Annotated in this window: 19 protein-coding genes; 11 read left to right on the forward strand and 8 right to left on the reverse strand. The window is 61.1% G+C overall.

Annotation, left to right across the window (positions count from 1 at the left end; translation table 11 throughout):
- Nucleotides 1-250 precede the first annotated feature (250 nt).
- The 10 genes from LD110_RS14540 to LD110_RS14585 all read left to right on the forward strand — a co-directional run bounded on the left by LD110_RS14540 (nt 251) and on the right by LD110_RS14585 (nt 12844).
- Complete coding sequence (locus LD110_RS14540; RefSeq protein WP_225499534.1) at nt 251-2818, forward strand: LuxR C-terminal-related transcriptional regulator; 2568 nt, start codon at nt 251-253, stop codon at nt 2816-2818.
- Between the two features lie 196 nt (nt 2819-3014).
- Nucleotides 3015-3635 (forward strand): hypothetical protein, encoded by a 621-nt coding sequence (locus LD110_RS14545; protein ID WP_225499535.1) that lies wholly within the window; start codon nt 3015-3017, stop codon nt 3633-3635.
- 98 nt (nt 3636-3733) lie between these two features.
- Nucleotides 3734-4351: a hypothetical protein gene (locus LD110_RS14550; protein WP_225499536.1), complete on the forward strand. Its 618-nt coding sequence runs from the start codon at nt 3734-3736 to the stop codon at nt 4349-4351.
- On the forward strand, nt 4348-4965 hold the full coding sequence (locus tag LD110_RS14555) for a hypothetical protein (RefSeq protein WP_225499537.1): 618 nt from the start codon (nt 4348-4350) through the stop codon (nt 4963-4965). The genes LD110_RS14550 and LD110_RS14555 overlap by 4 nt, the downstream gene beginning before the upstream one ends.
- On the forward strand, nt 4962-5582 hold the full coding sequence (locus tag LD110_RS14560; protein ID WP_225499538.1) for an LPXTG cell wall anchor domain-containing protein: 621 nt from the start codon (nt 4962-4964) through the stop codon (nt 5580-5582). The genes LD110_RS14555 and LD110_RS14560 overlap by 4 nt, the downstream gene beginning before the upstream one ends.
- Nucleotides 5575-6870, forward strand: a complete 1296-nt coding sequence (locus tag LD110_RS14565) for a hypothetical protein (RefSeq protein ID WP_225499539.1) — start codon at nt 5575-5577, stop codon at nt 6868-6870. Before LD110_RS14560 ends, LD110_RS14565 begins: the two co-directional genes overlap by 8 nt.
- Complete coding sequence (locus tag LD110_RS14570; RefSeq protein WP_225499540.1) at nt 6867-7544, forward strand: hypothetical protein; 678 nt, start codon at nt 6867-6869, stop codon at nt 7542-7544. Before LD110_RS14565 ends, LD110_RS14570 begins: the two co-directional genes overlap by 4 nt.
- Before the next feature lie 32 nt (nt 7545-7576).
- Nucleotides 7577-8344, forward strand: coding sequence for a signal peptidase I (locus tag LD110_RS14575; RefSeq protein ID WP_225499541.1), 768 nt, complete (start codon nt 7577-7579; stop codon nt 8342-8344).
- Nucleotides 8345-9269: 925 nt separating this feature from the next.
- Nucleotides 9270-11840, forward strand: a complete 2571-nt coding sequence (locus tag LD110_RS23925) for a LuxR C-terminal-related transcriptional regulator (RefSeq protein ID WP_225499542.1) — start codon at nt 9270-9272, stop codon at nt 11838-11840.
- Between the two features lie 425 nt (nt 11841-12265).
- The gene (locus LD110_RS14585; protein ID WP_225499543.1) at nt 12266-12844 is read left to right on the forward strand and encodes an Hpt domain-containing protein; all 579 of its coding nucleotides are present in this window, start codon (nt 12266-12268) and stop codon (nt 12842-12844) included.
- A gap of 64 nt (nt 12845-12908) precedes the next feature.
- Here LD110_RS14585 and LD110_RS14590 read toward each other — a convergent pair whose 3' ends face one another.
- The 8 genes from LD110_RS14590 to LD110_RS24090 form a co-directional block, all read right to left on the reverse strand.
- A complete protein-coding gene (locus LD110_RS14590) occupies nt 12909-14669 on the reverse strand; it encodes an ABC transporter permease subunit (protein ID WP_225499544.1) in 1761 nt (586 codons plus the stop codon).
- Nucleotides 14666-16246 (reverse strand): ABC transporter substrate-binding protein, encoded by a 1581-nt coding sequence (locus tag LD110_RS14595; protein ID WP_225499545.1) that lies wholly within the window; start codon nt 16244-16246, stop codon nt 14666-14668. Before LD110_RS14595 ends, LD110_RS14590 begins: the two co-directional genes overlap by 4 nt.
- A 19-nt stretch (nt 16247-16265) precedes the next feature.
- Entirely contained in the window at nt 16266-17576 is a 1311-nt protein-coding gene (locus tag LD110_RS14600) for an MFS transporter (RefSeq protein ID WP_225499546.1), read from the reverse strand.
- Nucleotides 17573-18364 carry an ABC transporter ATP-binding protein gene (locus LD110_RS14605; protein WP_225499547.1) on the reverse strand — a complete coding sequence of 264 codons (792 nt, stop codon included), beginning with the start codon at nt 18362-18364 and terminating at the stop codon, nt 17573-17575. The genes LD110_RS14600 and LD110_RS14605 overlap by 4 nt, the downstream gene beginning before the upstream one ends.
- The gene (locus tag LD110_RS14610) at nt 18361-19239 is read right to left on the reverse strand and encodes an ABC transporter ATP-binding protein (protein ID WP_225499548.1); all 879 of its coding nucleotides are present in this window, start codon (nt 19237-19239) and stop codon (nt 18361-18363) included. The genes LD110_RS14605 and LD110_RS14610 overlap by 4 nt, the downstream gene beginning before the upstream one ends.
- A 777-nt stretch (nt 19240-20016) precedes the next feature.
- A complete protein-coding gene (locus tag LD110_RS14615; protein ID WP_225499549.1) occupies nt 20017-20646 on the reverse strand; it encodes a hypothetical protein in 630 nt (209 codons plus the stop codon).
- 200 nt (nt 20647-20846) lie between these two features.
- Nucleotides 20847-21416: an RNA polymerase sigma factor gene (locus LD110_RS14620; RefSeq protein WP_225499550.1), complete on the reverse strand. Its 570-nt coding sequence runs from the start codon at nt 21414-21416 to the stop codon at nt 20847-20849.
- A gap of 914 nt (nt 21417-22330) precedes the next feature.
- Nucleotides 22331-23341, reverse strand: coding sequence for an IPT/TIG domain-containing protein (locus tag LD110_RS24090; protein ID WP_374200346.1), 1011 nt, complete (start codon nt 23339-23341; stop codon nt 22331-22333).
- 321 nt (nt 23342-23662) lie between these two features.
- On the opposite strand from LD110_RS24090, the gene LD110_RS14630 reads away from it, so the two are divergent.
- The coding region (locus LD110_RS14630; protein WP_225499552.1) for a S8 family serine peptidase at nt 23663-25287 on the forward strand (1625 nt) is incomplete at its 3' end.

The following is a 25287-nucleotide window of genomic DNA, read 5'->3' on the forward strand; positions in this document are numbered from 1 at the left end:
CACCTAGACGCAAAACGGGAGGCCTAACTTCAATCCTGGAAACCAATCGTTTCCTTGGGCCTTCACAGCGGATCAAAAGGGCAATCGATCTTTTGATCCCCGACGGCCCACCCAGCCTTGCCGGCATAGTCCGGCGTCAAGCTGCCGGCGTTTGCGCTGTCCCCCATGCGCGCCGGCAACCGGGGGCTGTCGGGATGGCGACCCCGGCAGCCCCCACCCACTGGGGTTAGTTAGCCAGGGAGGGTAACGGGTGTTCGAGCAGGAAGTTCAGCAGGCACTGGACTATGTAGCCCGAGGAATCAACGTGCGCATTGTTGGTCAGTCCGGCAGCGGTCGAACCAGCGTGGCCAAGCGCGTTGCGGAGAGTCTGGAAAAGTCGGGAGCCACGGTCCACTTTCTTACGGGCCTACGTACGCACAGACGCGTGGCCTTCGGAGGCGTCAATTCGGTGGTCATGGATGTTCGGGTTGGAAGCCTTGGCGTGCTGGGCGTGGCAGACGTCTTCACAGCCCATCTGCTCAAGCCGGGCCTCCAGGTAGTCATAGTCGATGACATCGAATTCATCGACAACGAATCCCTGGCTGTCCTGGAGGCCGCCCTCGCCAGGACCGGACGTCCGCTGGTGGTAACCATGGGCGAACCCAGAATGTACTCCAGTGCCCAGGCAACTGCCGTCAGTCGTGGCCCGGAAGCAGAGGTGCAGCTCAATCCGCTCCGGTATGAACAGGCGGGCGAACTCATCTCCCAGGCACTCGGCGCACCAGCGGATGCCAACGTGATAGCCAGGATCCTGGCAAAATCAGCGGGCAACCCCCGGCTCATAGTGCGCATCGTGGAAACAGCCATACTCAGCAACCAGCTGAAACTTCATAACGGCAACTGGGCCCTGACCAGCGACGCACTGTGGAATGACCACCTCCGCGGCACCGTGGAAACACTCCTTGAAGGGCTCGGTGCAGAGGAAATCAATGCGCTGCACGCCATGGCCCTGGCCGGTGCCACCCCACTCGAAGCGCTACAGGACGTGATTCACCCAGACGTGCTTGACGTGTTGGAACGTCGGGGATTCGTGTCCCTCATGGAAGACCAGTATCGAGTGCTCACCGCAGCCATAAACCCTCCAATCATCGCCGACTACTTCGGCAACCACAGCAAGCCCAACGAACGACGCATCCTCCGGAAGAGGATTGCGCGGGTACTCAACGCCCTGCCTTACGTCCCCGAGCGCGACGCCGCGGAGCCCAATCCCTTGGACCGGGTTCTCCGGGACATCCGTTCTGAAAGCAACACCGATGCGGCTGCCACCGCTAGGCACTTTCAGGACAGGATTCACATGCGGGAGCGGGCCTTCTACGACCGCTGGGAAGCCGACAGATCTCTCACCAACGCCATCCCCGTCCTTCGGACGTACTGGGGCTCGCCTATCGATTCCCACCGGATCAGCATCGTCCTCGACCATACGCAGCTCACAAGCGGTTCGCCCATCGAAGCCCTGTTCTTCACCATGACCAAGGCGCTCTGGGGCATACATTCAGGGCAAAACGTCCACGTCGCTGCATCGGGCTTGCGGGAACTCGGGCGTCGCCATCCAGAGCTGATCAACGAAGTGGAGATGGCCGCCCTGTTCCTCCAAGCTACGTACGATCGCGTCCCGCCAGATCTCCAACGCTTCTTTTCCAACAACGACGCCGGCCATCGCCACGGAATCTCGGCCGTTGTACGCGGGATGATCGAGCTTTACCGGTTCAACCCGACGGCGGCGCTTGCCGCCGTCGACTCCGTGGCCGATTCCGACGTCGAACCGTTCCCGCGAATCAGGCCGTTCATCCGGGCGATGGCGCTGTTCGCCTCTGGGCGGGCGGAGGAGGCCCTCTTCTATGCGTTGGAAAGGCGCACCGAGGCCAGGCGTGCCCTGGATCAATTCGGCGTGGTCACCAGCAGCTACGCTGCCGCCCAATCCCTCGTCTACCTCGGCTACCTCGACGAGGCCGAATACCTCATGAGCGGCGTCTTCGCCATGGGCCGTCCCGGCCTCCTCATCGACTCCCTCTACGACGCCATGCTGCGCCTTGCCGGCCTCAAAACCGCGACGACGGCTCCCGTCCCAGCCGGAACGCTCGCCTCCCATGCCAAGAGGGGAGCTGCGGACATCGGACCGCTTCCTGGGACCGGAAAAGGAGTCTTCGACCTGATTTCGAAACGCCCAGTGGATCCGGAAGCGTTCGATCGCCGCGCAGCGCGCCTGATCAAGCGGCAGATCGATCAAGGGTTTGTACTGGAAGCGGTCATGTGCGCTCTCCTATGTACATGCCTGCTTCCCGGACGGAAAGTGGTGGAACTCCTCCGTACGGCACTTCAGATGAGCGACACGCCGTCCCACGGGCAACTAATGGCCATGGCCACTGCAGTTGTTGGCCAGGATCACCGCTCGCTTGGAGCGCTGGTCAACCGCTATGAACCCGATGACGACCTGTATGCGGTGGGGATGTTGCTGAGGGGAGCCTTCACCCGCTGCGTCCTCCTCAACGATCTTGTGTTAGCCGCTGCCATGGACCGGGCATACAGCGCGTTCGCCAATCGCTTCCCGGCGTTGAACGACGTTCTGTCGTTTAGTCCCGGGGACTACATGACACTGACCGTCCGTGAGATCGAAGTGGCTGCACTTGCCGGCCATCGCAGCAATGTGGAGATTGCACAGCAGTTGGGGATCAGCACCCGCACTGTGGAAAACCATATCTCCAACGCACTTCGGAAGACGGGAGCCGCCACGAGGAACTCCCTGTTCGAATTGGTCCGGGACCTCTATTCCTCACAGTAGTGCCCCGATTTACCACCTAATTTGGCCCTGAATGCCACTCATTTTTGGCCAAAAGCCCACCTAGTGCCCTAATGCCGCCCTTAGTTTCTTTCTTGGTTGCACACAGCGCCGATGCTCAAGGGAGCGCACCTGTCCCTTGTCGATGCAGTCACTCGCACAGTCGGCCAACGCCGACCCACCGTGAAAGGAACACATCTTGACTACAAAAACCAGCTCCGGCCGTAAGCGCGCCCTCCTCACCGGCGGTTCGCTGCTGGGCGTGACCGCCCTCTTGACGGCTGCTGCGTTCACTGACTTTGCCAACCTGAACCTCGGAAATGGAACCACCGATTCCGGCGTTGGCGGCAACAACCGCTTCAACATCCAGGTTGTTGGCACGGATACGGCCGGCCTCCCGGTGGCTGGCACCTGGCAGGAAGCAAACACCGCCGCCGGTGTGAACATCAAGGTCCCGGGTGCGGACCTGATCACCCCGGGCGACACCGTGTCTGTGGAGATCCCGTTCCGCAACGAGAGCCCCGCCCTCAGCGCCGCCATCAACTTCTCGCTGCAGGACCGTGCCGGATTCACCTCCAGCCCGGCTCTCTCCAGTGCACTCCGGTACACCGTTACCCTTGACGGCGCCGCTATCGCCACGAACGTCCCGCAGTCCGGAGTTTCCGCGCTGAACCTCGGCACTTTCGTTGCCGGCAAGGAAGGCAAGCTCGGCGTGAGCATCACCCTCCCGGACCAGGGCAGCGCCTCAGCGAACAACGCTCTGCAGGGCCAGATCTCGTACGTCCAGGCCCACTTCGACGCCACGTCCGTCAAGCCGTAACGCATTGAACAGGCTGGCGGGGATCGGGCACGGGTCCCCGCCAGCCAACGGCTTTGTGTGCCCCATGACCAAGCGCTCGCACCCTTGAAGGACACAGTATGAGGACTCACCGCCGCGGAGGCCTTCGGCTACTGCTCGCAACCGGTTCGCTGGTCGCGGCTGGAACGCTGATCACCGCCGCCTCGTTCACCGACTACGCGGACGTAGACGTAGCCCTGGACGGCTCCCGCAACACCTTTGACATTGTGGCATCGGGGAAGGCTGACCCGTCGTGGCAACCCACGCAGGCAGACTGGGACCAAGCAAACCCGCGTGCCTTTCGCATCGCACTGACGAATGACGGCAGCGGATACACCATGGCTCCCGGTAGCATCCTTGATCTTCGCATCGCGGCGAAGAACAACAGCCCCCGCCTTGCAGCAAACCTCGGTCTGCGGATCCTGGATCCGCATCCCCGCGGGAACCAGACGGATCCCAACACAGGCCATTTTGTAGAGCTCTTTGACCAACTGGTCTTCACCGTCAAAGACGGCGGGACAGTCCTTCTTGATCGAGTTCCGGCTGCCCAGCTGACCACCATCAACTGGAACGATCCCCTTCAGCCGGGGGCGTTCAAGCTGCTGGATGTTCGAGTCGAGCTGCCGTACAGCGTCGACAACCGCTGGCAGATGGCATCCACCGACATCCAGTTCAATTTCCAGGCGGTGAACCCATGACAAGCAACCGTCCAATCGCTGAAGGCGCTGAGAAAGGGCGCGGCAGGAAGCGACTGATCCTCATATTGGGCGCAGGTGCTTTGGTTATCGGTGCCACAACAACCGCTGCCGCGTACACCGACTTCGCAAGGCTGAACCTGGGCACAGGTGCGGCCGGCTCCGGCCTCGGAAATCCCAACCGTTTCGACATTGCGGTCAAAGACAGCGCGAATGCCCTGCAAGATGCGGAGACACCTGCAGACGCCGTGGTTCTCCCACTGACGTCAGGTGCCGCGTTCTCTGAGTCGGCACCCGTGCAGTTCGATGTCACGGTTGCCAACCGGACCCCTGGAGTTACGGGGGACCTGGCAGTCACTTTGTACGACCCGGACGCGCAGACGGATGACCTCTTTGACACCCTTCGCTTCTCTGTGTACCTCGACGGCGCAGCCACGCCGGCAATTGCCAACGCTTCAGCCCAGCAAGTCAATCAGGCAGGACTGAAGTTTGCGGACGTAGCTCCCGGCCAGGAACACAGCATCCGGGTGACGGCGATTCTTCCAGCCGGTTCCGGTGCTATGGCTCCCGGCAAGGCCACTCAGCTTGGCGTACTCACCAATGGAGAAAGCAAATGATCGCGCTTCGAAGCCTCCGCACCCTGTTGGCGGTCATTGGGGTCGCGGTCTTGACCATGATTCAAGCAGTCGGAGCCTCCGCGGCACCTGATCTCATCGACGCCGCGCCTACAGCTGTGGCTATTGATGCTCCCGCGCCCGGCGAGGCGCACAGCTGGAACATGTCGGTAAAAAACGTTGCCGGCCAACCTGTTCCCCTGGGACTCGAGATCACAGGCCACTCGAACGTGCTGTTCACGGGGCCAGCCCCCATGGAACTCACCGTTCAAACCCGTGACGGCGTTACGGTCGTCAACAAAGTCCGGGTTGGAGACGTGCTTGGGAGGTCCATGACACTGCCTGAACTGGGCGCCGGGGCTTCTTATGACCTGATAGGGACGGTCACGCTTCCACGGGAAGCGGATAACTCCTACCAGGGTGCCAGCGGCAACCTGAAGTTCCGCTTTGTAACAAGCGTAGATAGCCCCAAGGTCACTCCGGTCAGTCCCGTGAAGGGGCCGGATCTTGCCTCCACAGGCCTCGGCAATGTACTTCCGGTGGCCGCAGCAGCGGCAGGTCTGCTCGCCCTCGGCTTTGCCCTCATCCTCGTTCGTCGAAAGAAGTCCGCTCATGAGTAAGCCGTTCAGTGTTTCTCGCAGGCAATACCTCGGTGCAGCCGGTCTGCTGGGACTGGCCGGGTTCGTAGGCGCCGCTCAGCTCCCCGTTGCCACGAGCGCCGCCTACAAAGACCGTACGCATGCCCGCTCCGTCTCGATTCCTGTGAACGCGGGACCGGTATTTATGGCAGGCCTCTCGGTCAACGCGCGCATGGTTGACACCGGAATTGGTGTCGGGTCAGACGGAAACGCCTACGTGTGGGGCCTGACCAATATTGCGATCAACGGCGACACTCTAACGGACGGCGTTCAGCAACCACCCACCAAGGTAGCGGGCATTCCCGACGGCACTGTCCTCCAAGTCACAGGCCAGATTTACGACGCTAACGCGCTGGACAAGAACGGGACAGTCTGGGGCTGGGGCACGTTCAATTCGCGGAACGGAACCGACGCAGCGGCGCCGAATGGCAACGCTAAGCAGATCCGCATCAATTCTGCATGGAATGGGTCAGGCCCAATCCTTGACAGGATCACCGCTATTTCCTCCACAGAGTACGCCGGCGCCGGCATTCGCAGCGACGGGACAGTTTGGCACTGGGGGTCACCTACCGGATACGGGGGTAACTCAGCCCCTGGAGCAAGCCAACTGCTGGGCCTTCCCGATCCGTCGGTGCCAGGTAACCGACCCGTGTATCTCAAGGGTGCGTACACCAATTTCTTCCTGATACTTGAGAACGGGGACGTGTATTACTGGGGCGGAACCGGCGGCGGTGACAGTCTGCCCGGCGCCCTGGCGAATGTTGATTCAACGCCCGCCATGGTCACCCCCTTGAGTCCTTGGTTCAAACGCAACGTTGCCGCCGGATCTCCATATATCATTGCCGTTGACGGTGGCATCAATATGGGTGGCGCCATTCTTTCCAACGGCCAGATGATCAGTTGGGGGAGCAACTACACCCGCACAGGACGGGGAACAACTCTTACACCGACAGTTCCGGACGTCGTCCCCGGGCTTTCGAACATCAAGTCCATGCAGTTCGGCTTCACCGGTGTGGCCACGATGAACTCCTCCGGCGAACTCTGGGGTTACGGCGCCAGCGATGACTACGGCAGGTTTCCCCAGACACCGACTCGGATCGATACAAATGTCGTTCAGTATGCCTCAGGCCAGGGCTTCTACTTATGGCAAAAATCCGACGGCACGTTCTGGGGGAGGGGCTACAACCCTCAAGGATCCATCGGTCTTCCCACAGGTCAAATCAACACCACACGTCAGGTGTCTTGGAACATGGGGGTCGTGGCGAAATGAGCAAGCTAACAATGAAACCACGATCGACGCATGCGTTCATCCAGAAATCCGGGCGACTCCGGCTGGTCCTTACCGCGGGTGCTCTCGCTGCGGCAACAGTAGCTGTTACCAGCGCGGCCGCAACCGACTATGCACGGCTAAACATCGTGGGCGATTCGCTGATCGGGTTTCCGGATCGCTTCGATATCGGCGTGGTCAAGGCTGATGGGAAAGTGGAGCAGGCTGACACCGAAACCGGGTTCGATTGGGCAGTTGCCGGTGCCGCCGACCTAGTACCGGGACGATCCGTTGAGACCACCATCCCGGTCTTCAACAACACCCCCACGGTAAAAGCGGATACGACCTTCAAAATCGTTCTCAGGAACGGCGATGGCACCGTGGCCGCAGGAGTGCCGAACATCCTGTCCTTCCTGAGATTCACCGCAGCGGATGAATCAGGCAAAGTCCTGGTCTCCAATGTGACTTGGGACCAGGCGAAGGGATCGCTTGGTGTCTTGGAGCCGCGATGGGGTGCTGTGCTAAGGCAGGGAGACACCTACACGGCTGCCGCAGCCGGCTCGGAAAAGAAGCTGAAGCTGACAATCACCTACGTGGACGGACCTGGAGTCGAGAACTTCAACGGCGGACAGACAGCCATCGCCGTGCACTTCGATGCGACCTCGGTCACTCAGTGAGTGTGCGTCATTCCGTCAGGGAGAGCGACAGCGTGACAAACGGCCCGGTTGAGGAGTGGGACGCGCGGGAAGACCGCGAAAGCGCCCGTGCTAAGGGGACCCACGGATCGGAGGAGGCAACGATCACCGTGGAAGGGGAACCGGGCAGCCTCCAGGAAGAGCTTCTAGGTGGCGCGGACGAGGCATCGGCCGCCTGGGAGGAGGATACGCCGGGCCGCTCCGACGAGGCATCGGACGGCCCGGCGGATTCGAAGCAGGAAGACCAAATGGACCCGTGGCTCCGGCTTTATGCGCTGGTCCGCTCGGGGGTCCTATCCCTCGGGGCTTTGCTTGGAGTCCTGTGCATCTTGGTCTTCGGCGTATCGTTGCTCTTCGGTGTTCGACCGCTCGTTGTGGTTTCCGGCTCCATGGAGCCAACGATCCCTGTGGGGTCAGTGGTCTTCTCGGCCCAAGTCGCGGCAGGGGATATCGATGAGGGAACGATTGTCACCGTGGAACGGCCACGTGGTCTTGGGTTGGTGACTCACCGAATGGTCAAGTCTGTGGAGCCGATGCCTGGCCTGTACGAGTACACGCTTAGGGGCGACGCCAATGCCCAAGAGGATCCTGAGCCATACCGGCTCAGGACGGCCGGTAAGTACCTAGGGCATGTTGTTGGACTCGGCTATCTGGCTGGTTTCCTCCAGTCGACCTCCGGGCTCTTCGTAGCTGGAGCAGTCGGTCTTGCCCTCATTGCCCTGTTCATCCTGGATCCAGTTCGGATGAGGAATGGTTTACCGGCCAGAACCCGCAGGGACTAGCGCTGAGTTAGATGGGGGTCAGCGCTGGCCACCAGACGTTACGCATCCGGTTCATGACTGGCTGATTCAATCGAGGCAGTCGGGGCGACGGGGACGCCATCGATCTGGTTCGGGTTCAGGTACGCCGGCCGTAGCCGTGGTCCTTCTCGCGGACCAATACTCGGCTAGGGCCGGCGATACCGTCTCTTTTGTCGCTTGGATCATAAATGATTCCCAAGAGGCTTTCTCCCACATTGCGGTGACTTATCTCTCATTAACCAATTCAAATCTCGAAGAGTTGGCCTTCGTCGCCCCGCCGACATTGAATGAATTGGATATTGCCTCCCTTGCTCCCGGAGAAAGCGCCCGGATCAGATTTTTGTACGTTATCCAACCTGCCGATGTCGTAGCCGGTGGAAGGATTTCGTGCACGATGCACGTACGGGCGTCCTCCAGTTCCGGGACAGTAAGGGATGAAGCTTCTGTTGACGTTCAGGTGAGAGGATCGCATCGGGGCAGCTGGTTCCGATAACGCGCCACGCTCTAATATTCCTGCACGTCAATTGCTGAATTAAATCCGAGATCTCGTACCACCTATTGTCGATCGAAATATCGTAAGTTTTCCACCTAATTTGGTCCTTTTTGCCACCTAATTTTCGTCAAACGCCACTCATTGCACCCAATGTGGTCATAATCTTTTTTGTGAGGACGTACCTGTCCTTCGCGGCGTGTTCCGGACGTTTGACCCTAACCTGGAGCGCGGATGACTGCTGATTGAGACCCGGCAGAGTCTGCAGCCGGCCAGCGCGAACGTGGCCGGCTGCACCCATCTTGTAAGGGGTCGGGAAAATCACCGGAGATTCGTGTCTAAGCCACTGCGATGTGATCCCTCGCCACTCTGGCGCGGTTCAATGGTGAAGGGCTTAGAGAAGTAAGGAGTCTTGCGGTGTTCGAGGAAGAGACCCGCCGGGCACTCGATTACGTTGCGCGGGGAATCAGCGTACGGATAGTCGGTGCCACTGGAAGCGGCCGCTCGACGGTGGCCAAAGGCATCATCGCACAACTCGAAAAGGGCGGGGCCGAAGTTTATAGCCTGTTTGGGGCACGCCTTCTTCGTCAAAGTCCCTTGGCAGGAATATCAACGTTGGCGCTGGAAATGCGTGCGCGTCACACCGGCCCACTGGGGCTGGCCGACGCTCTCGCCGAGCAGCTGGCCCAGCGCGGCTCGCGAATAATTGTGGTGGACGACATCGATTTGCTCGACAACGAGTCACTCGCTGTCATTGATATCGCCCAGAAGCGGTCGCAGCGGCCGCTTGTCATGACCATGGACGATTCGCCGATTTATCCACGGAATCCGGGTTTCAGCCCTGAACGTTGGCCGGAGGCGCACATTCGGCTTGGACCGCTCCGGTATGACCAGGTCAACAAGCTTGTGACACAAACCCTGGCCGCGCCCGCAGACGTGGACACCACCGCGCATATTCTGATGAAGTCCGCGGGCAACCCCCGGTTGGTTGTGAGGATGGCCCAGAGTGGCGTGCTAAACAAACTGCTGGCTCTCAGCGACGGGCAATGGCGGATGGCCGGCCATACCCTATGGACTCCTGACCTCCAGGGCACTGTGGAGGCTCTTTTTCATGGTCTGGGCCCGAACGAACTAAACGCGTTGCATACGCTCTCAGTCTTGGGTACGCGGACCATGAAATGTTTGCAGACGGTTGTTGACGCGTCCATGCTGGACCGACTCGAAGCACGAGGCCTGGTGGCAGTCTCCGAAGACGTCAACGGCGAGATCTGCGTGGCTGCAAACCCGCCCCTGCTTGTGGATTACTTCCGCGATAGACACATGCTGTCAGCACGCAGGGTCCTCGCCAGCCGCATCGAAAATGCAGTCGAGATGCTTTCGCGGCCGCCAGAGGAAGGCCGACACCTCACGCCTTCAGTTGCAGCGGTGGTGGGGCAGCTGAGGGAGGAAGCAGGAGCCGGAGAAACCCTGACCGGGATCCACTTCCAAGAGCAGCTCCGTGAACGTGAAGAAGCACATTACGCCCTGTGGGAATCCGAACCGAACATGGCCAATGCTTCAGCCTTCCTCAAGTTCTACTGGGGCGGTCCAATCGATGCTGGACGAATTGAGAAGGTCTTCCGACGCACCTCAACAGCAGGTGCCCGCCCTGAACATCACCTCGTCTTTGCAATGACTCGGGCCCTGTGGTCCATCGTCAAGGGCGAAGAGACATCAGTGGGCGCTGCAATTCTTGCCGACTATGCTTCGATCCATCCCGAGTGGGCGCCTGAAGCCGAGGCCTTCGCGCTGTTCCTCAGTGCTTCGTACGACCAGATGCCGGACAATCCTGATGCCATGTTCGATGAACTGGGCAAGGGCCATTCAAACACCGGAGTCCTGTCCGTCGTCCGAGGCATGCTCGAGGTTTATCGCTTCGACGGGCAGTCAGCCCTCAAAGCGCTCGACGAAGCAGACGGATTCGAGTTGGCCGCGAACATTGAGCCTTTCGTGCGTGGGTTGGCCCTGCTGGTGGCGGGTCGTTTGGATGAGGCTTTGGTCTTTTCGCTGAACCAGCGCAACATTTCGCGACGAGCACTGGATCAGTTTGGGTTCATCGCAAACAGCTACGTGGCGGCCATGGCGCTCACCCAGCGGGGCTTCGGTCTGGAAGCGGACTACATGATGAGCAGTGTCTTCGCCCTTGGGCGCCCGGGCTTCCTGGCCAACTCGCTCCACGACGCCATGTTGCGGCTAGCCGGACTCCGTGCCCTCACAGGATCGGGGAAGAAAATCTCGTCCTTGGGTACCCAGGCCCGCGGTGATGTGGCGGATATTGGGCCACTTCCTGGCACTGGTAAGGGAGTCTTCAATCTCTTTGCCCAACGATATGGGGACCCCAAAGCGTTTGACGACAAGGCAACAGAACTCATTGAGGGCCAGTTAAGCCGTGGCTACGTGATGGAAGCAGCCTACACAGCGGTATTTACCTTGTGCCTTCTACCGAGCGGCGAGGTGCTGGAACGGGCGGAGAGACTGTTCAAAGGCAAGCGCGTAGCTTCACACAATCAATTCTTGGCGATCGCGGCAGCAGTGGTGGAGAACGACTATCAGCTGGTAGGAATCCTGCTGGACCAATATGAGCCTGATGCCGATCTGCACGCCGTCAGCTTGTTGCTTACGAGTGCCTCGAAGCGCCGGCTCTTGGAGCGCGATAAGAGCTCCGCATCAAGCTTCCAACAGTTGGCGCGTGCATTCGATTCGCGTTTCCCAACGCCCGGGCCGCATGTGACTTTGAACATCGGAACGGAACAAGCCCAGCCGCTGTCATCGCGCGAGGCTGAGGTTGCGATTTTGGCCGGAAGCCACACGAATACTGAGATCTCTGCCCGGCTGCGCATCAGCCTTCGCACCGTGGAAAACCACATCTCAAGGGCGCTCAAGAAAACTGGCACCAACTCGCGGCGTTCCCTTTACGAACATGTCCGGGGATCCCGGAATTCTCAATGATGGAGGCTGGACTGGGCTAGTCACCGCATCAGCCAGACAAAAGTTCAAACCACTCAGTCGCCGCAAAAATTACCACTCAATTTCAGCGGAATCGCCACCTCATTCCTCGGTTCCGCACACCTAGTGCCGATTTACGGGCCGTAGTCTCTCTTCGTTGGGGGTGAGATCACATGGCGAAAATCATTGGCAGCTGGGTCTTCTGGGGGCACAAAACGCCTATGCCTCGAAAGTGGGTGTCCCGCTGGGAACGGAATAACTGGGTCACCCTCGATTGCAGAGACGCCGTCCACGAAGCCTGTGACATCTGCCCCTGTTATTGCCATTCAGAGGCTGGTGCCGTTGTCGGCATGTCCGTGCCAGAAGCCGCATCTGCGGACTATGGCCAGGGGCAGTCGACCACGGTGCCCTGATCGAAAGTGAATGAGATGGGGGACATTGAACGTGCCGAAATTCCCTTGGTGTCCCGCTACGTGCTGGATGCCTTGGAACTCGAAGTGCAGGACCCCACGGCGTACGTGGATTACGTCCACCGGAACCTGGACCTGTGGCCGGCCCGCTACCACCGCTTGGTGGACGCGATTCGGCGTGAGGACGAAGTGGCATCGATGGACGCTATGCTCAGCCTGCGCTCTGCTAGTGAGATGGTGGGAGCAACGGGGCTGGCGGAGATCGCACTCCACATGGAACGGGTCCTGCGGGCGGGGAACTTCGTTGAAGCGGAGGCCTTGTTGCCACGCCTGGAAGCCTGCGGAATCGCTACCGTGGATCAGCTGACTCACCAATTCCCGGCGTACGCCCTGCCAGACTTCTGCGACATCGACTGGCGCACGCTCACCGGCCAAAAAGTGGAAATTGAGATCGCCAACGGAATCACAGATGCCGGAGTAGTCGACACCGTCACCATGGACGGCCAAATCTTGTGGCTCCGCCAAGACGGAGCCATCCCGCGCCGCCTGGTAGAGAAAGGACCCGGCGTGGGCATTCGAGTTCTGTCAAGGGAATGAGCGGACGACGGCGGCGGGCCGGCTGGAGGCGTCCGCATCACCTCCGACGCCACTGCCGTCGTTGTTACGCACCTGAAGCATCCACGGCTCCGCGTCGCGACGCCTTCCGCCGACCCCACGGGATACTGGACAAGGATACGGCCAGGACCGAAGCCAGAATGAGCGCCCCGGCAGGGGCAGCGACAGCCCAAGGTGCGCGTTCTACGTAATTGATACCCTCGGCAAGGATGAGCCCCCATTCGGGAGCTGGTGGTTGCGGGCCGAGCCCAAGGAAACCCAGCGCAGCGAGGGCCAGTGCAATGCCGGGGATCCGGAGCATGGAGTGGCGGAAAACCGGGCCCACCACTGTGGGAAGAATGTATCGCCACAGGACTCGGAACCGGCTGACTCCGAGTATGGGGAGAATCCGCACATGCGGTCGGGCGCGCGCTTCCTGTGCCAACGCCGCCGTGTGTGCCGCCAACGGCGCCCAGCTTGCCACTGTCACGGCGATGGCCGCGCCATGAGCCGACGGGCCGGTGATCACGGCAACCATGAGGCCGGCAAGGATGGGTGGAGCGGCGTTAGTGACCTCCAACGGACCCGTTGCAGCCAATGGAAACAGTCCGATGACCACCCCGAGGACCAGACACGTCAGGCAAACAACAACTGACGTGCCGAGGGTTCCCACAGCCCCGTGCGCAAACCGGGCAAGCAGGTCGCGCCCACTGGCGTCGGCCCCGAAAGGTATGTCCAGGCTGGGAACTGCCAATCGCGGAAAACCGGACGTAGACGGATCTCGGAGGAGCCCGGCCGCAATCATCAGAACCAGTAGGGAAGCCGCGACGAGCGGCACAGCCGCGTCCCGGCGTCGTACTTGTTTAGGTAATTCCGGCACCGGTACCGTACCTGCACGGAGGGCAGGGCCCAGCAAGAGGTACCTTGCACCGGCACTCAGCGCCCCGACCACGATGGCAAGCAGCACAAGCGCCAGGACACCAGCCTGAAGGGCGGGAATGTCCTGGGCGCTCGCGGCGCCCAGGACAGCCCGGCCGAGTCCAGGAATTGCGAAGACCTTCTCCACAGCCACCGCCCCGCCGGTCAGGCCCACCAGCACCAGCGCGATTTGACTGACGACGGAGGGCATAGCGCGCCGAACAATTGCGGCCATGAGCTTGCCGGATCCAGCGCCTGCCATGGCCCACGTACTTACCCACTTTTCGGCGAAAGCCATAGTGATCGCGTCGGAGAGTAGACGTCCGATCAGCCCGCCCGCAGGGATTCCCAGGGCGAGCGCGGGGAGGATCGCGTAGTGCAGGCCCTGCCAACCGTAGGGTGGGAACCAGCGGAGCCATACGGCACCCAGCACCAGCAGCATCGCGGCCAGGAGAAACTCGGGGAGTGCCGTCATGGCAGCAGCCGCGGCACCCGAACCACGTGCTGGGCGGCCCTGCAGTCCATTCAGGACGGCAGGCAAGCAAAGGGCCAGGGCAAATACAGACGCCACCACAACAGCCAAAGCCATCAACGTGATGGAGACGCCCAGGCTCTCCCACGTCCCCGGGCCGACGGGCGTGTTGGTGATCCAGGAATTGCCTAGGTCACCAGCTAGAACTCCGCCGGCCCAATCCAGGAACACATGCACAGGACCTTGATCGAGCCCCAATTCGGCGCGGATCATGGCCAGCGTCTCGGGTGTTGCTTCCCGGTCGGCATAGCGAGCCCGCAGGATGGTGTACTCGGGACTTAGTCCGGAGAGCCACGGTAGAAGGCCGATAAGCACCACGATGCCAGTGAAAGCCAGAATCCGGGACGCCGCGGTCTTGATCAACGCCGAATATGTCATTGCTTTGTGATTCCTGTCCTGCCGGTGATGAGTGCCCGTTCGCGGGGATCGCGCTCGACATTGCGAACTCTGGAGGATTCGCCCTGGATCACGCGTTCATGCAGCATTGGGATCACCGCATCCTTGGAGAGGATGAGCGCCTCGGCGGCCGCTATGGCGGCACGGCGCTCTTTCCCGGCGGGAATTGCAGCCGCGGCCTGCAGCGCGGAATCTACTTCGGGTTTGCAGAATTGGGCGATGTTGAACGTTCCTGAGCAGGAGAAATCGCTGACCATGTAGGCAACCGGATCACCGGAATCGAGGACTGTGGCCCGTGACAGGATGAAGGCGTCGAACTTGCCTGCCAAGGCGTCCGATTCGATGTGCCGATATTCGCGAACGTCTTGTTCCACGATGAAACCGGCGGCTTCCAACTGCTGTTCCAGTTGCACGGCCACTTCTGGCAGCTCGGCGCGGTCGGTGAACGTGCCCAGCTTTATGCGTGTGCCTTTGACGGGGGCGGCTGCGGCTCGCTTGTTCAAAGTGCCGCTGTAGGACTCGCTCTTGCGCTCCTCCGCAACCCATGGGAGTGCCGGCCCGAGCAACCCCTCAGCCTCATTGGCGCGACCCTCGTACACGCGTTGGACAATCGACGCCCGGTCGATTGCTTCGCGCGCAGCTGCCCGCACGCCGGGATCTGAGAAAGGTCCGGACTTGTTGTTTAGGTACAGCGTGTTGGTGCGCGGCATCGGTACTTCGTGCACCAGCTTCGGGTCGATCTGGGCCACTTGCCCCACGGGGATGGCCTCGACAACGTCGGCGTTTCCGGTCCGCAGGGCGGCGGCCCGGGCGGTCCCGTCCGGGACGAATTGGATGTCCACGCCGCCGGCCGCGGCTTTCTGGCCCCAGTAGTCGTCGAAGCGGTTGAGTGTGGATGAACTGGTCCCGTCCACAGCCGTGAGCGCGTAAGGTCCGGTTCCGGCGTTGATCGGGCTGACAATGCCGCCAGTTTTGTAGGCCGAGGCAGCCAGGATGGCGAGCTGGGGGCTTGAGAGTCGCTGTGGGATCAGCGGGTCTTCGGCTTCGGTTGTAACGACGACGGCGGCCTCGCCGTCCGCGCGGATGGTGAGCTTTACGCCGTCGAGAATTCGCGGTTTGGGGCTGGCTTTCGCGGCGGCCGTCAGGGAAGCAGCAGCCTGCTGTGCGGTGAGCGTGGTGCCGTCGTGGAATTTCACGCCCTGGCGCAGTTCGAACCTCCACGTCTTGCCGTCTAAGCGTTGCCACGACGTGGAGAGTGCGGGCTTCGCTTCACCAAGGTCATCCAGGACAACCAACGTTTCTGCGGTGCTCCAGCGTGAGAGCTTGAACGCGTCGTCGCTGAGGGGCGTCAATCCGGAGCGAGGCGGCTGGAGCATAGCGACTTTGATCCGGCTATCACCGGAGCTTTCTGTGGCGTTGCCAGCCGAGAAGCAACCGCTCAAAGTTGCCGCCAGGGCTGACACCGAGAGAATGGTCAAGGCTTGTTGGCGACGTGGCCTTCGACGTGGCCTTCGACGTGGCCTTGTATTTGGGCGCGCCGAGATAGGCGGTTTGGTCATGGGACCCTGCTTTCTTTCGTTAATGGATGGTGCTACTTGACGGTTGTGCTACCTGCTCGCTGTCCAGGCGGGCGGGTTCCGCAGGGAGGAAGCGGCGGATAGCGACGGCTGAAATCCCCGCGGCGACTGCCAGCAGGAGCCAAGGCATGGCTGCGGCGAGCGTTGTTGCGGCCGCACGTTCGTAGGGGACAGCCAGCGCGATATTGGCCAGAAGCGTCATGGCCCCGCCACAACTAGCGAGGAGGCCGTAATAGGCGCCCGTCGGGCGGCCGGAAGCGAAGTGGAGGACGGCGGTCATCGCCGTGGGGGCGACGCACATGTGCCCCAGTGATACCGCCGTGACAAGCACGACGACGGGAAGGGCTTCCAGCCCCTCGGCCGCTTCCTGCGTGGCCAAGACCGCGACGGCGGCGAAGCCCACGGCCTGGATGCCGAGCCCCAGGATCAGGGCCTGGCCGGTGCCGAATCGCCGCATGGCCCTTGCGATCGGCCATTGCAGCGCGATCGTTAACACCGAAGCGTAGGCGAAGAGCATGCCAAGGGTGTCGGCCCCGCTGCCGCTTCGCTCCATTTCGATCGGAAGGCCGAAGTAAAGCTGGTTGTGGGCCACCAGATTCATTCCGTAGAAGATCGCGAAGCCGACAAAGCGCTTCTCGCCAAGGCACCGCCACACTGATTCGTGGTCCCGGCTGCCATTGACTTGGGCGGCACCGCCGGTGGGCGCTCGGCCGTCGGCGCTCACCGCCGTCGTTGTTGGCAGGAACCGCCAGAAGACACCGGCCATCACGGTGAACACAACGGCACCACATACCAATGCGACGTCAAAGCCAATGCCCAGGAGCGCCGAACCTAGCATCGGGCCGGTTACAGCGCCGAGTTCCCCTACGATCACAAGCCATGCGAAGAGCGTTGGGCGGTTGCCGAGTGATGCCTTGCGGCGCTTTTCCGCTGCGGCGATGAGGCTTTCCAGTGCCGGCGAAAATAGTGCGCCGCCGATGCCAGTGACAATGGCTCCCAGCAAGAAGAGCGGAAAGTCGGCGGCCAACGCAAGGAGCAGGTAACCGGACACGCGGATCAAACAACCGGTGACCATGGTTCGCTGCGGCCCCCATCGGTCGGACAGGCCACCGCCAAGGAGGAATAAGCCTTGCTGTGCAAAAGTGCGGGCGCCGAGGACGAATCCGATTGCCATTGCACCAAGCTGGAAGTCCTGGCGCATTGTGATAGCCAAGAAAGGGATAACGGAGTAGAAGCCGACGTTGAAGATGAGTTGGCTGGCGAGCAGGAGTTGCGGCGAGGCGTGCCGACTCGTCCCGGAAGTCCTGGTCATGGTCTTTGGGCTCGTTCCAGCGTGGGGATGGATGCGATGAGTTCCCTCGTGTGGGCGTGCTGGGGATCGGCGAACAGTTGGGCCGTGGGGCCTTGCTCGACGATATGTCCGGCCGACAGGATGATCGTTTCCGGGCAGAGAAGGGAGACTGCGGCCAGGTCATGGGATACGAACAACAGGCCAAGCCCATCCCTGCTCACTAGTTCATGCAGGAGGTCGAGAACGGAGTTCCGGAGCGGGAGGTCCAGGCCGCTGACGGGTTCGTCGGCGAGGAGGATGCGCGGCCCGGGGGTAAGCGCGCGGGCGATGGCGACACGTTGGTTCTGGCCACCCGAGAGTTCCGTGGGCTTCCGATCCAGCATGCAGGCTTCGAGGGAGACACGCTCAAGCGCTGAGCGCACCAGATGCTCGTGGTCTCCGTCGATGCGTAGCTGCCTGAGCGGTTCGAGGAGTAAGGCGCGCACGGTCATGGCCGGATTGAGGCTGCCTGCCGGGTTTTGGGGGACGTACTGCACAAGGCGGCGATACCACCGGAGTTTCGACGCCGGGCCCGGTTTGACGTGTTGACCGCCGATGGCGACCGTACCGGCGTCGGGCTTTTCCAGGGCGAGCAGCGCTCGCAGGAGAGTGGACTTGCCGGCGCCGGAGCCGCCGACCAGCCCAATGCTGGACCCCGCCGGCACATTCAGCGAAACGTTCTTCAGCGAAGCTTTGGTTTGGGGCCGCCGGAACCAGCCGTGCTGCTTGTAGCTGTGGGTGAGTCCTTGGGCAGTTAGTACGGTACTCATGCGGCGCCTGCTTTGGCGGAGGGAAGTGCGACCACGTCGGAGCCTCCACGGCGGTGAAGGGAACCAAAGCCTTCGCGGGCTGCCTCCACCAATCGTTGTGTGTACGCGTGATGCGGATGGGCGAGGACGTCGGCCATGGAGGCTTCTTCGACGATGCGGCCGTGGTGAAGAACCATTGCGCGCGTGCAGAGGGCAGCGGCGGCGGCGATGTCGTGGGTGATGAAAAGGATGGCCGGTTTGTTTTTATTCTTCCGGGTGAGGACTTCCAGGACCTTTGCCTGGCTTATGACATCCAGGGCAGTGGTGCATTCGTCCGCTATCAGGATTGAACTGCGGCAAGCGAGTGCTAGGGCAATGCAGACGCGCTGGAGTTGTCCCCCGGACAATTCGCCGCTGAAACTATTGGCTGCGCGCTCAGGGTCCTCGATGCCCACGGAATTGAGGAGAGCTATTGCGCGCTGATGCGCGTCTTTGGCGGATAGGCCGGAATCACGCAGCGGAATTCCAATTTGAAGTCCCAGACGGACCATGGGGTTGAGCGCGGTCATGGGGTCCTGCTGGATGGCAGCGAGGTTCCCGTGGCCTGGCCGTCGGCGGTTTAGGGGTGTGCTTTGCCCATGAACTTGGAGTTCACCCTTTGCCGTCATTTCGCTGGGAAGTTGACCCAGCAGGGCGGCGGCCGTGAGCGACTTGCCGGATCCGGACGCTCCCAGTAGGGCGAGCCTTTCACCGGGTTCGAGCCTGAGGTTGATGCCGTGGACCAAGGTTCGTCCGTGCAAGGACACGGTCAGATCCTTCGCGAGGAGGGCGGGTGTCATCAAGACGTCCTTCATGTCGACGGGCAGGAGCGGCGCCTTGATGCTATCAATAATCATTCTCATTAGCATGCTGAGGGGGAGTCGCAGATTGAGGAACCTGTGAGTTTTTGGGCCCTTATTGAGTGGAGTGCTTTGTGAATTGAGTGGCTACAAAGGCAGCGTTAGGTGGTGTGAGTTTTGCAAACACAGCGTGGGCGGGAATGCAGCTGTGTGAGTGCAAAGCGTCGACTTTTGTGCAGCAGTGATTGGAAATTTCGCCGTCTTCCGGTGGCAAGCTACGTCCGCGTATTGTGGCTGCGCATCGCTGAGGGGTGCATTTCGTGGGCCCTCAGGGCGCCGGATGTCACTGCAGACCGGGACCAATAACGAAAGAGGTTGGCATGGTTCGTCCGCTTGAGCCCGATGACCAGGTATCCGCGTCCGGCCATCTGGCGCTGGACTCTAACATTCCAGCCCTCTTTGCCGCGCCGTCCGTCGGATTGGGAGCCGACCTTGATATTAACAGGAACTATCCGAGTGACAAACGAGGGCCAGCCCACTCGCTGTGCGTATGTTCTGGCCGCTAATGCTGGCCGCGCCCGCGAGGTCCTAGGTGGATTCTATGGAGACTCTCTCGTTGTCCGACCGAGCGCGTACACCAAGGGACAGGTCGACGGCGTAGCAGATGCATTGCGAGGTGTCGTGGCCGTTCCATGGCTTTGGGCAAGGCTTGGACTCATCGGGGGAATCCGAACTTACGTATTTGTGCCGTCAGTAACACAGGAAATTGTTGATTGGTTGGGGAACTTTCGTGCCGGACTAGTGGTCCTTAGGCCCTGGATTCAAAGAATTAGATCAGAAAGCTAGCCGGCTGGTCCCTGTAGTGCCATCTCGGTACGTTACCTCCACTTCCATCCCCCGGCTGGACGCATTTTGAAGCTCTTCACCGGGTAGCCAGAGGGCGAAGTGTCCCAGATTCACGGTGGCCTTTACCGTTCCGTGGCTTTGGCTCTGGTAGCTAATGCCTGCGATATCCGGACCTGCTGTGCCTGCTGCCAGAGAGAGGTTGCTCCCGCTAATCGTGCCCGATCCCAAAGCCGTGGCGCTCAGTTCACGAGCTCCTGGATTGGCCCGGTGGGCCGGCTTTCCTATCGAGCCGATCATGCCTCTGTTGAACAGGTGAGTCGAGTCGTCGGTGATGCACATTGCTGAGAAACCATCCTCGCCAGCCAGCACAACCGTGGTCCAGGCGCCGCGGCGTTCACCAATAGCTAGCTTCGCGGTCTCGACATCCTGGGAATACATTCCGCTGGCTGTGTTCTTTTGGTACGCCCGGCACTGGTCAGCGGCGCGTCCACGTTCCTGCGCGCTCATGCCGGCAGGAGCCGAGGTCCAGCTGGCGAACGCCGGGTCCCCTCCGTTGAACGATGGCAGTGCAATCAGACCGGCGGTGACAGCTGTCACCGCGCCTCCGATCAGCGCCACCCTGCGGATTGTCTGAATCCTGCTACGTATTGGACGCTGCGGGCTGATGCGTGGAACTGAGGGGCGCTGCCTTGATGGCAGCGCCGGGTCGGTGGAGAGTATTCTCTCAAGATCGGCGCGGGCTCGCGGGGTCCTGTTCGATACGAGATGGTCAGCAGGGTCGAATGAGCGAAGCAGGGTGTCGACGTCTTGGCTGCGAATCATGATGATGTGGTTGTCCTTCCATGCGCTGTTGCCGGTGTACGGGTGTGGTGAGGCAGGTGTTCGAGAAGGAGTCGAAGTGCTCGTCGGGCTCGGCTGAGTCGCAGGCGGAACGCGACGGGTGAGATGCCGAGCACCGTTGCTGCCTGCGGTGCGCTGAGATCTTCGAAGACAGCGAGGGCGAGTGCTTCCTGCTGGACTTCCGATAGGAGCTGCCACGCTGTGTTTAAGTCCACGCGGCTCGTGGCCAGGTCGGCGGTTGTGTCGAATGAGGAATCCCCAGCGGCATCCGCGAGGCGGACGCCTAGCGCCTGGCGGCGCTGCTCGCCCCGTTGGGTATTCAGCAGGACATTGCGCGTGATGCCGAAGACCCATGCCCGGGCGTCATCGCGAAGTTGCGGTAATTCATCTAACCGACGCCATACGACCAGGAGGGATTCAGCAGCGACATCTTCGACGTTGTCGGGGTGCGTTCGCCGTTGCAGAAACCTGATGACGTCTGGGTACACCGCTTCAAAAATTGTTCTAAAGGTGTGCTCCCGGTCAGGAACATCGGCAAAGTGACTCATGTCCTGTACCTGTCCGCCATCCAAGCAAGTGTGTCGCACTGCTTGCCACCCACGACGTAGGCACTCATGAATGCTGTGATCTGACGCTTCGATTTGGATGGCTGCAGATGTCTCGAACTCATGATCAGCAGGGAAATCAGAGTTATCGATCACTAGCTTTCACGTCGCCTCTTCCTCCTGAATCTCCGCGTCGAGGGAAGCTGAACGCTATCGATGTAGACGTAAGCGCACAACACGGCCGCGGCGAGTGCGACCGCCAAAGCGACCAACGACGTCGTACTTTGAAGGGGAACTGCTAGCGGCGGTCCCACGACTACGGCGTTGGCAAAGCAGGCAGCGGCGAAGACGCTGGCATTCAGTCGAGGAGCGCGCTGGGGCCGGCTGAAACAGGCTGCCAGGGGGACCAATGCTCCAAGGACGAACAGGCCCCCCACTGCGCCCATCTTCACGGCGAGCGGATCGAGCACTTTCAGGTCCGCTGAAGGAGAAACCCACAGAATGCAAGCCGAGATGGCGGAGAAGCTTGCAGCGATCAAACTGCCAAGCAGGAGTGATCGCCGATAAAGCGTGGAAAGCATAATGAAGTCCTTTCAGATGTCGCCTATGCGAAAACCTATGGCCCAGAAAAGGCACTTAGGTGACCAAGGGTCAGAAATGAGTGCCTGCGAAAGCGGGACTAGGTACACGAAACCGCTAGATCATGCGGTGGGCAGCAAGGGGTCTAGGTGGTGGCCTCGTCGCATCTAGGTGGTGACAGCGCCGTCTTGGGCGATAGACGGGCCCGGTCTAGGTGCTGGCGATGCGGCTGGCAGAATTTCAGGAATGGACACACCAGCCCAGGTCCCCGCCGTCGAACTCCGCATCTCCGTCAGTTATGGTGCCCGGAGCTTCTGATTTCAGGGTATGCGCGGGAGTCAGGCTGACGGCGTCCCGGGACGTGTGGCTGAAGGCTCCGGCGAGGGCGAAACCGACGGTTCCGGGCAGGGGAATGACTCCGCCATATAGGTGAACGTTGCAGTTCCCAGAAGCAACGCTGGAAGTTCAGGGCTCGGGCGGCTGAAAACGGAAATTGAGACTGGCTCTGCGGGGTGGGCGGGAGTCACGAACTCAAAATGGTTCTCACCGGACTGCCTCACCGGGACGGAGACGCCGTCGACGACGATCTCTGCAACGCCCAGAAGCCTGCCCATCAGCCTGACCTGTTCGCCGCCGCAGATTGAACCTTGATCAGGGCCGAGACCGGAGAATCGCAAGGGACATGCCGTTCCCTGCTCCGCGACCAGGGGAATTGCTGTGGTCTCGGGGTGGAGCGAGTGAAATTCGGAAAGCCGAACCAAAGCCTCATAAACGGCCGCATCCAGACATCGGGAGGACTGTGGTCGGGCGGTCCGTGCCAGGTCTGCTGCGCCTTGAGTCCATGAGGATTCATTCCCGCTTACAAGCGCCCCACAGAAATGGACCGCCGCAGTCCATAGGGGATCCGGCGACCCGGAACCGCTGACATTCGCCGACAGGGTCTCGCACCTTTTGTCTTTGATCAGCGCGTACCAAAATTCGCCACCTGGATCCCCAGGGCTGGCCGGTCCAATTGGAAGCCATCGGACTACGGGTGCTTCTGTCATCGGAGGAACGTCCGGGATGGCGGGTCCGGGGCCCGCTGCGACAGTCGGAGCAGCTTCGATGGAAGCCGTGCTTCCCCGCGTGTTACTGGATCCGGTGGGTTCCGGAACAGGACGTGATGGAGCAGTTGCCATGCCCGTTGCAGGTTCCGCGATCGCGGTGGCTCCAGCAGCTATATCCGGTGAAGTTGTAACTCCGGCCTGCTGCCAGTTTGGCCGTGGAGCCCAAACAACCATCAGCCCTATGGCCAACAAACCTGACGCCAGGCCGATGAGGAAGTCCTCGGTTCGTCTTCCAGCTTTCATGCAAAGTGCCGCCCCCTTTGGCCTGCACACGAATTGCCGGGATCCATGTTCCCGCCACCTGGCCGAGTTAATCAAGTCGTTGACTTTATTCCCTTCCGGCGGGATACTTTTGGGTGTCTCCTTACTGACGGCCCGGGCAGGGGGCAGCCCCGGCCGCCGACAATTCTGGGGCCTCACAGCCGGTGACTCGAATCGCCGTGAAAACTATTCGCTACACCTGCGCCCGAAATCCGGGCAAATATCCATTTCCGTAATGCGGAGCATCTGACGCTGAATTGTGCCGTCCGCGCTTCGCCATGATCTCGCTCGGAGGAGCGCGCCATGAACAGGGACTACTATCAACGCGGCCAGCGCAAAAGCCTTGAGGAGATCGAGAATGTAATCTCAGTCAAGGCCCCGGCCAGTCCAGCAGCCAGAAGGGAACTGGGTGCGGAACTCCGGGCCGCAGACGTCGGAATGTCCGAAGAAACGTTCGAGGCATTCCAAAACGCCAATTGGGTGTTCGTTCAGCCGACATCGGACACGAGCCGCCGACTCGAGGCCCGGGAACTGGGGGATCTCGCAGAAAGCGCGGGCAAAGTGGTTAAGAAGGACAATGGCCGCTTCGGGATAGTGTCCACCCGGCTGAATGTTCAGCTCGAGGAAGACATTCCAGAGGACCAAGCTGAAGGCGTGCTGGCGGACCTCGGACTCCAGTTGGTCGGACCGCTCACTTTCGCACGCAATCTCTACGAGGTGGAAACAACGGCCCATGCGGACGCATTGGAAGCGTCTTTGGCCCTTCACGACGATTCCCGAGTGAAGATGGCTGAGCCAACCTTTGAAGAACACATTCCGGGCCGTTTCACCCCGACGGACCCCCGCTATGGAGACCAGTGGCAGTGGTCCAACACAGGCCAAGCGGGCGGAACTGCCGGCGCGGATGTCTCAGCTGAAGAAGCGTGGGACCGGACCAGGGGCGCAGGCATACGGGTCGCCGTCATCGACAACGGTTTTTTGGCAACCCACGAAGACCTGCAGGCCGGCGTGGTGGGCACCTCCGGATTCTTTGTTAGTGCCACACCTCGCGCCACATTTACGCAAGGAACCGCCGGAATGCCCGGAAGCAACCACGGCACTTTCTGCGCCGGCATGGTGGGTGCCCGCCAAGGCAATGGAGTCGGCGTTTCCGGTGCTGCCCCCGATAGCGACCTTATGCTGGTCGCCTGCCTTGGGGACCAGGTAGGAACACAGACAACCCTGGCGCGCGCCGTCGCCTATGCCGCCGACCCCTCCCGCGAAATCGCCGGTGCCGATCCCGCTACTGGCGCCGACATACTCGTGTCCAGCCTTGGCCCTAATGGTGCAGCTTGGGACCTGACCTCCACCCTCCAGCTCGCCTTGGAATTTGCGGCCGCCAGTGGCCGCAGTGGACGAGGGATGGCCATCTTCTGGGCCGCCAGCAATGGAAACAACGTGGATGTCATGCAGGACGAAGTTGTCTCGCATGCCGACGTTATCGCTGTGGTCCGCTCCACCAACATGGACCTGGAAGACAACGCAGCCCGTGGACCCGAGGTGGAACTCATTGCTCCCGGCGTTAACGTGGTGAGCACCACGGGGAGCGGAGGTTACGGCACAAGCACGGGCACAAGCTTCGCCGCCCCTGCGGCTGCGGGCTGTGCAGCGTTGGCACTCTCCGTGAACCCTGGACTCACCCGAGACGAGCTACGCACCATCATGCGGGAGACGGCTGACAAGATCGGCGGAGTCACCTATGACGTCGCCGGCCACAACGATGACTATGGCTTCGGACGCGTGAATGCGGCTGCCGCCGTCGATGCAGCAGAGACGGCAGGTGCGACGGCGGTGAAAGGCAAGGATATTGCGCTGGTCCGTCAGACGCCGGGGTGGGCGACGATTCCGGTGGCGTTTTCCCGGGGTGATGGTAATTGGGACATCACGAA

Origin of the sequence: Arthrobacter sp. M4, assembly GCF_020251205.1 — a bacterium.
Taxonomy (GTDB): Bacteria; Actinomycetota; Actinomycetes; order Actinomycetales; family Micrococcaceae; genus Arthrobacter.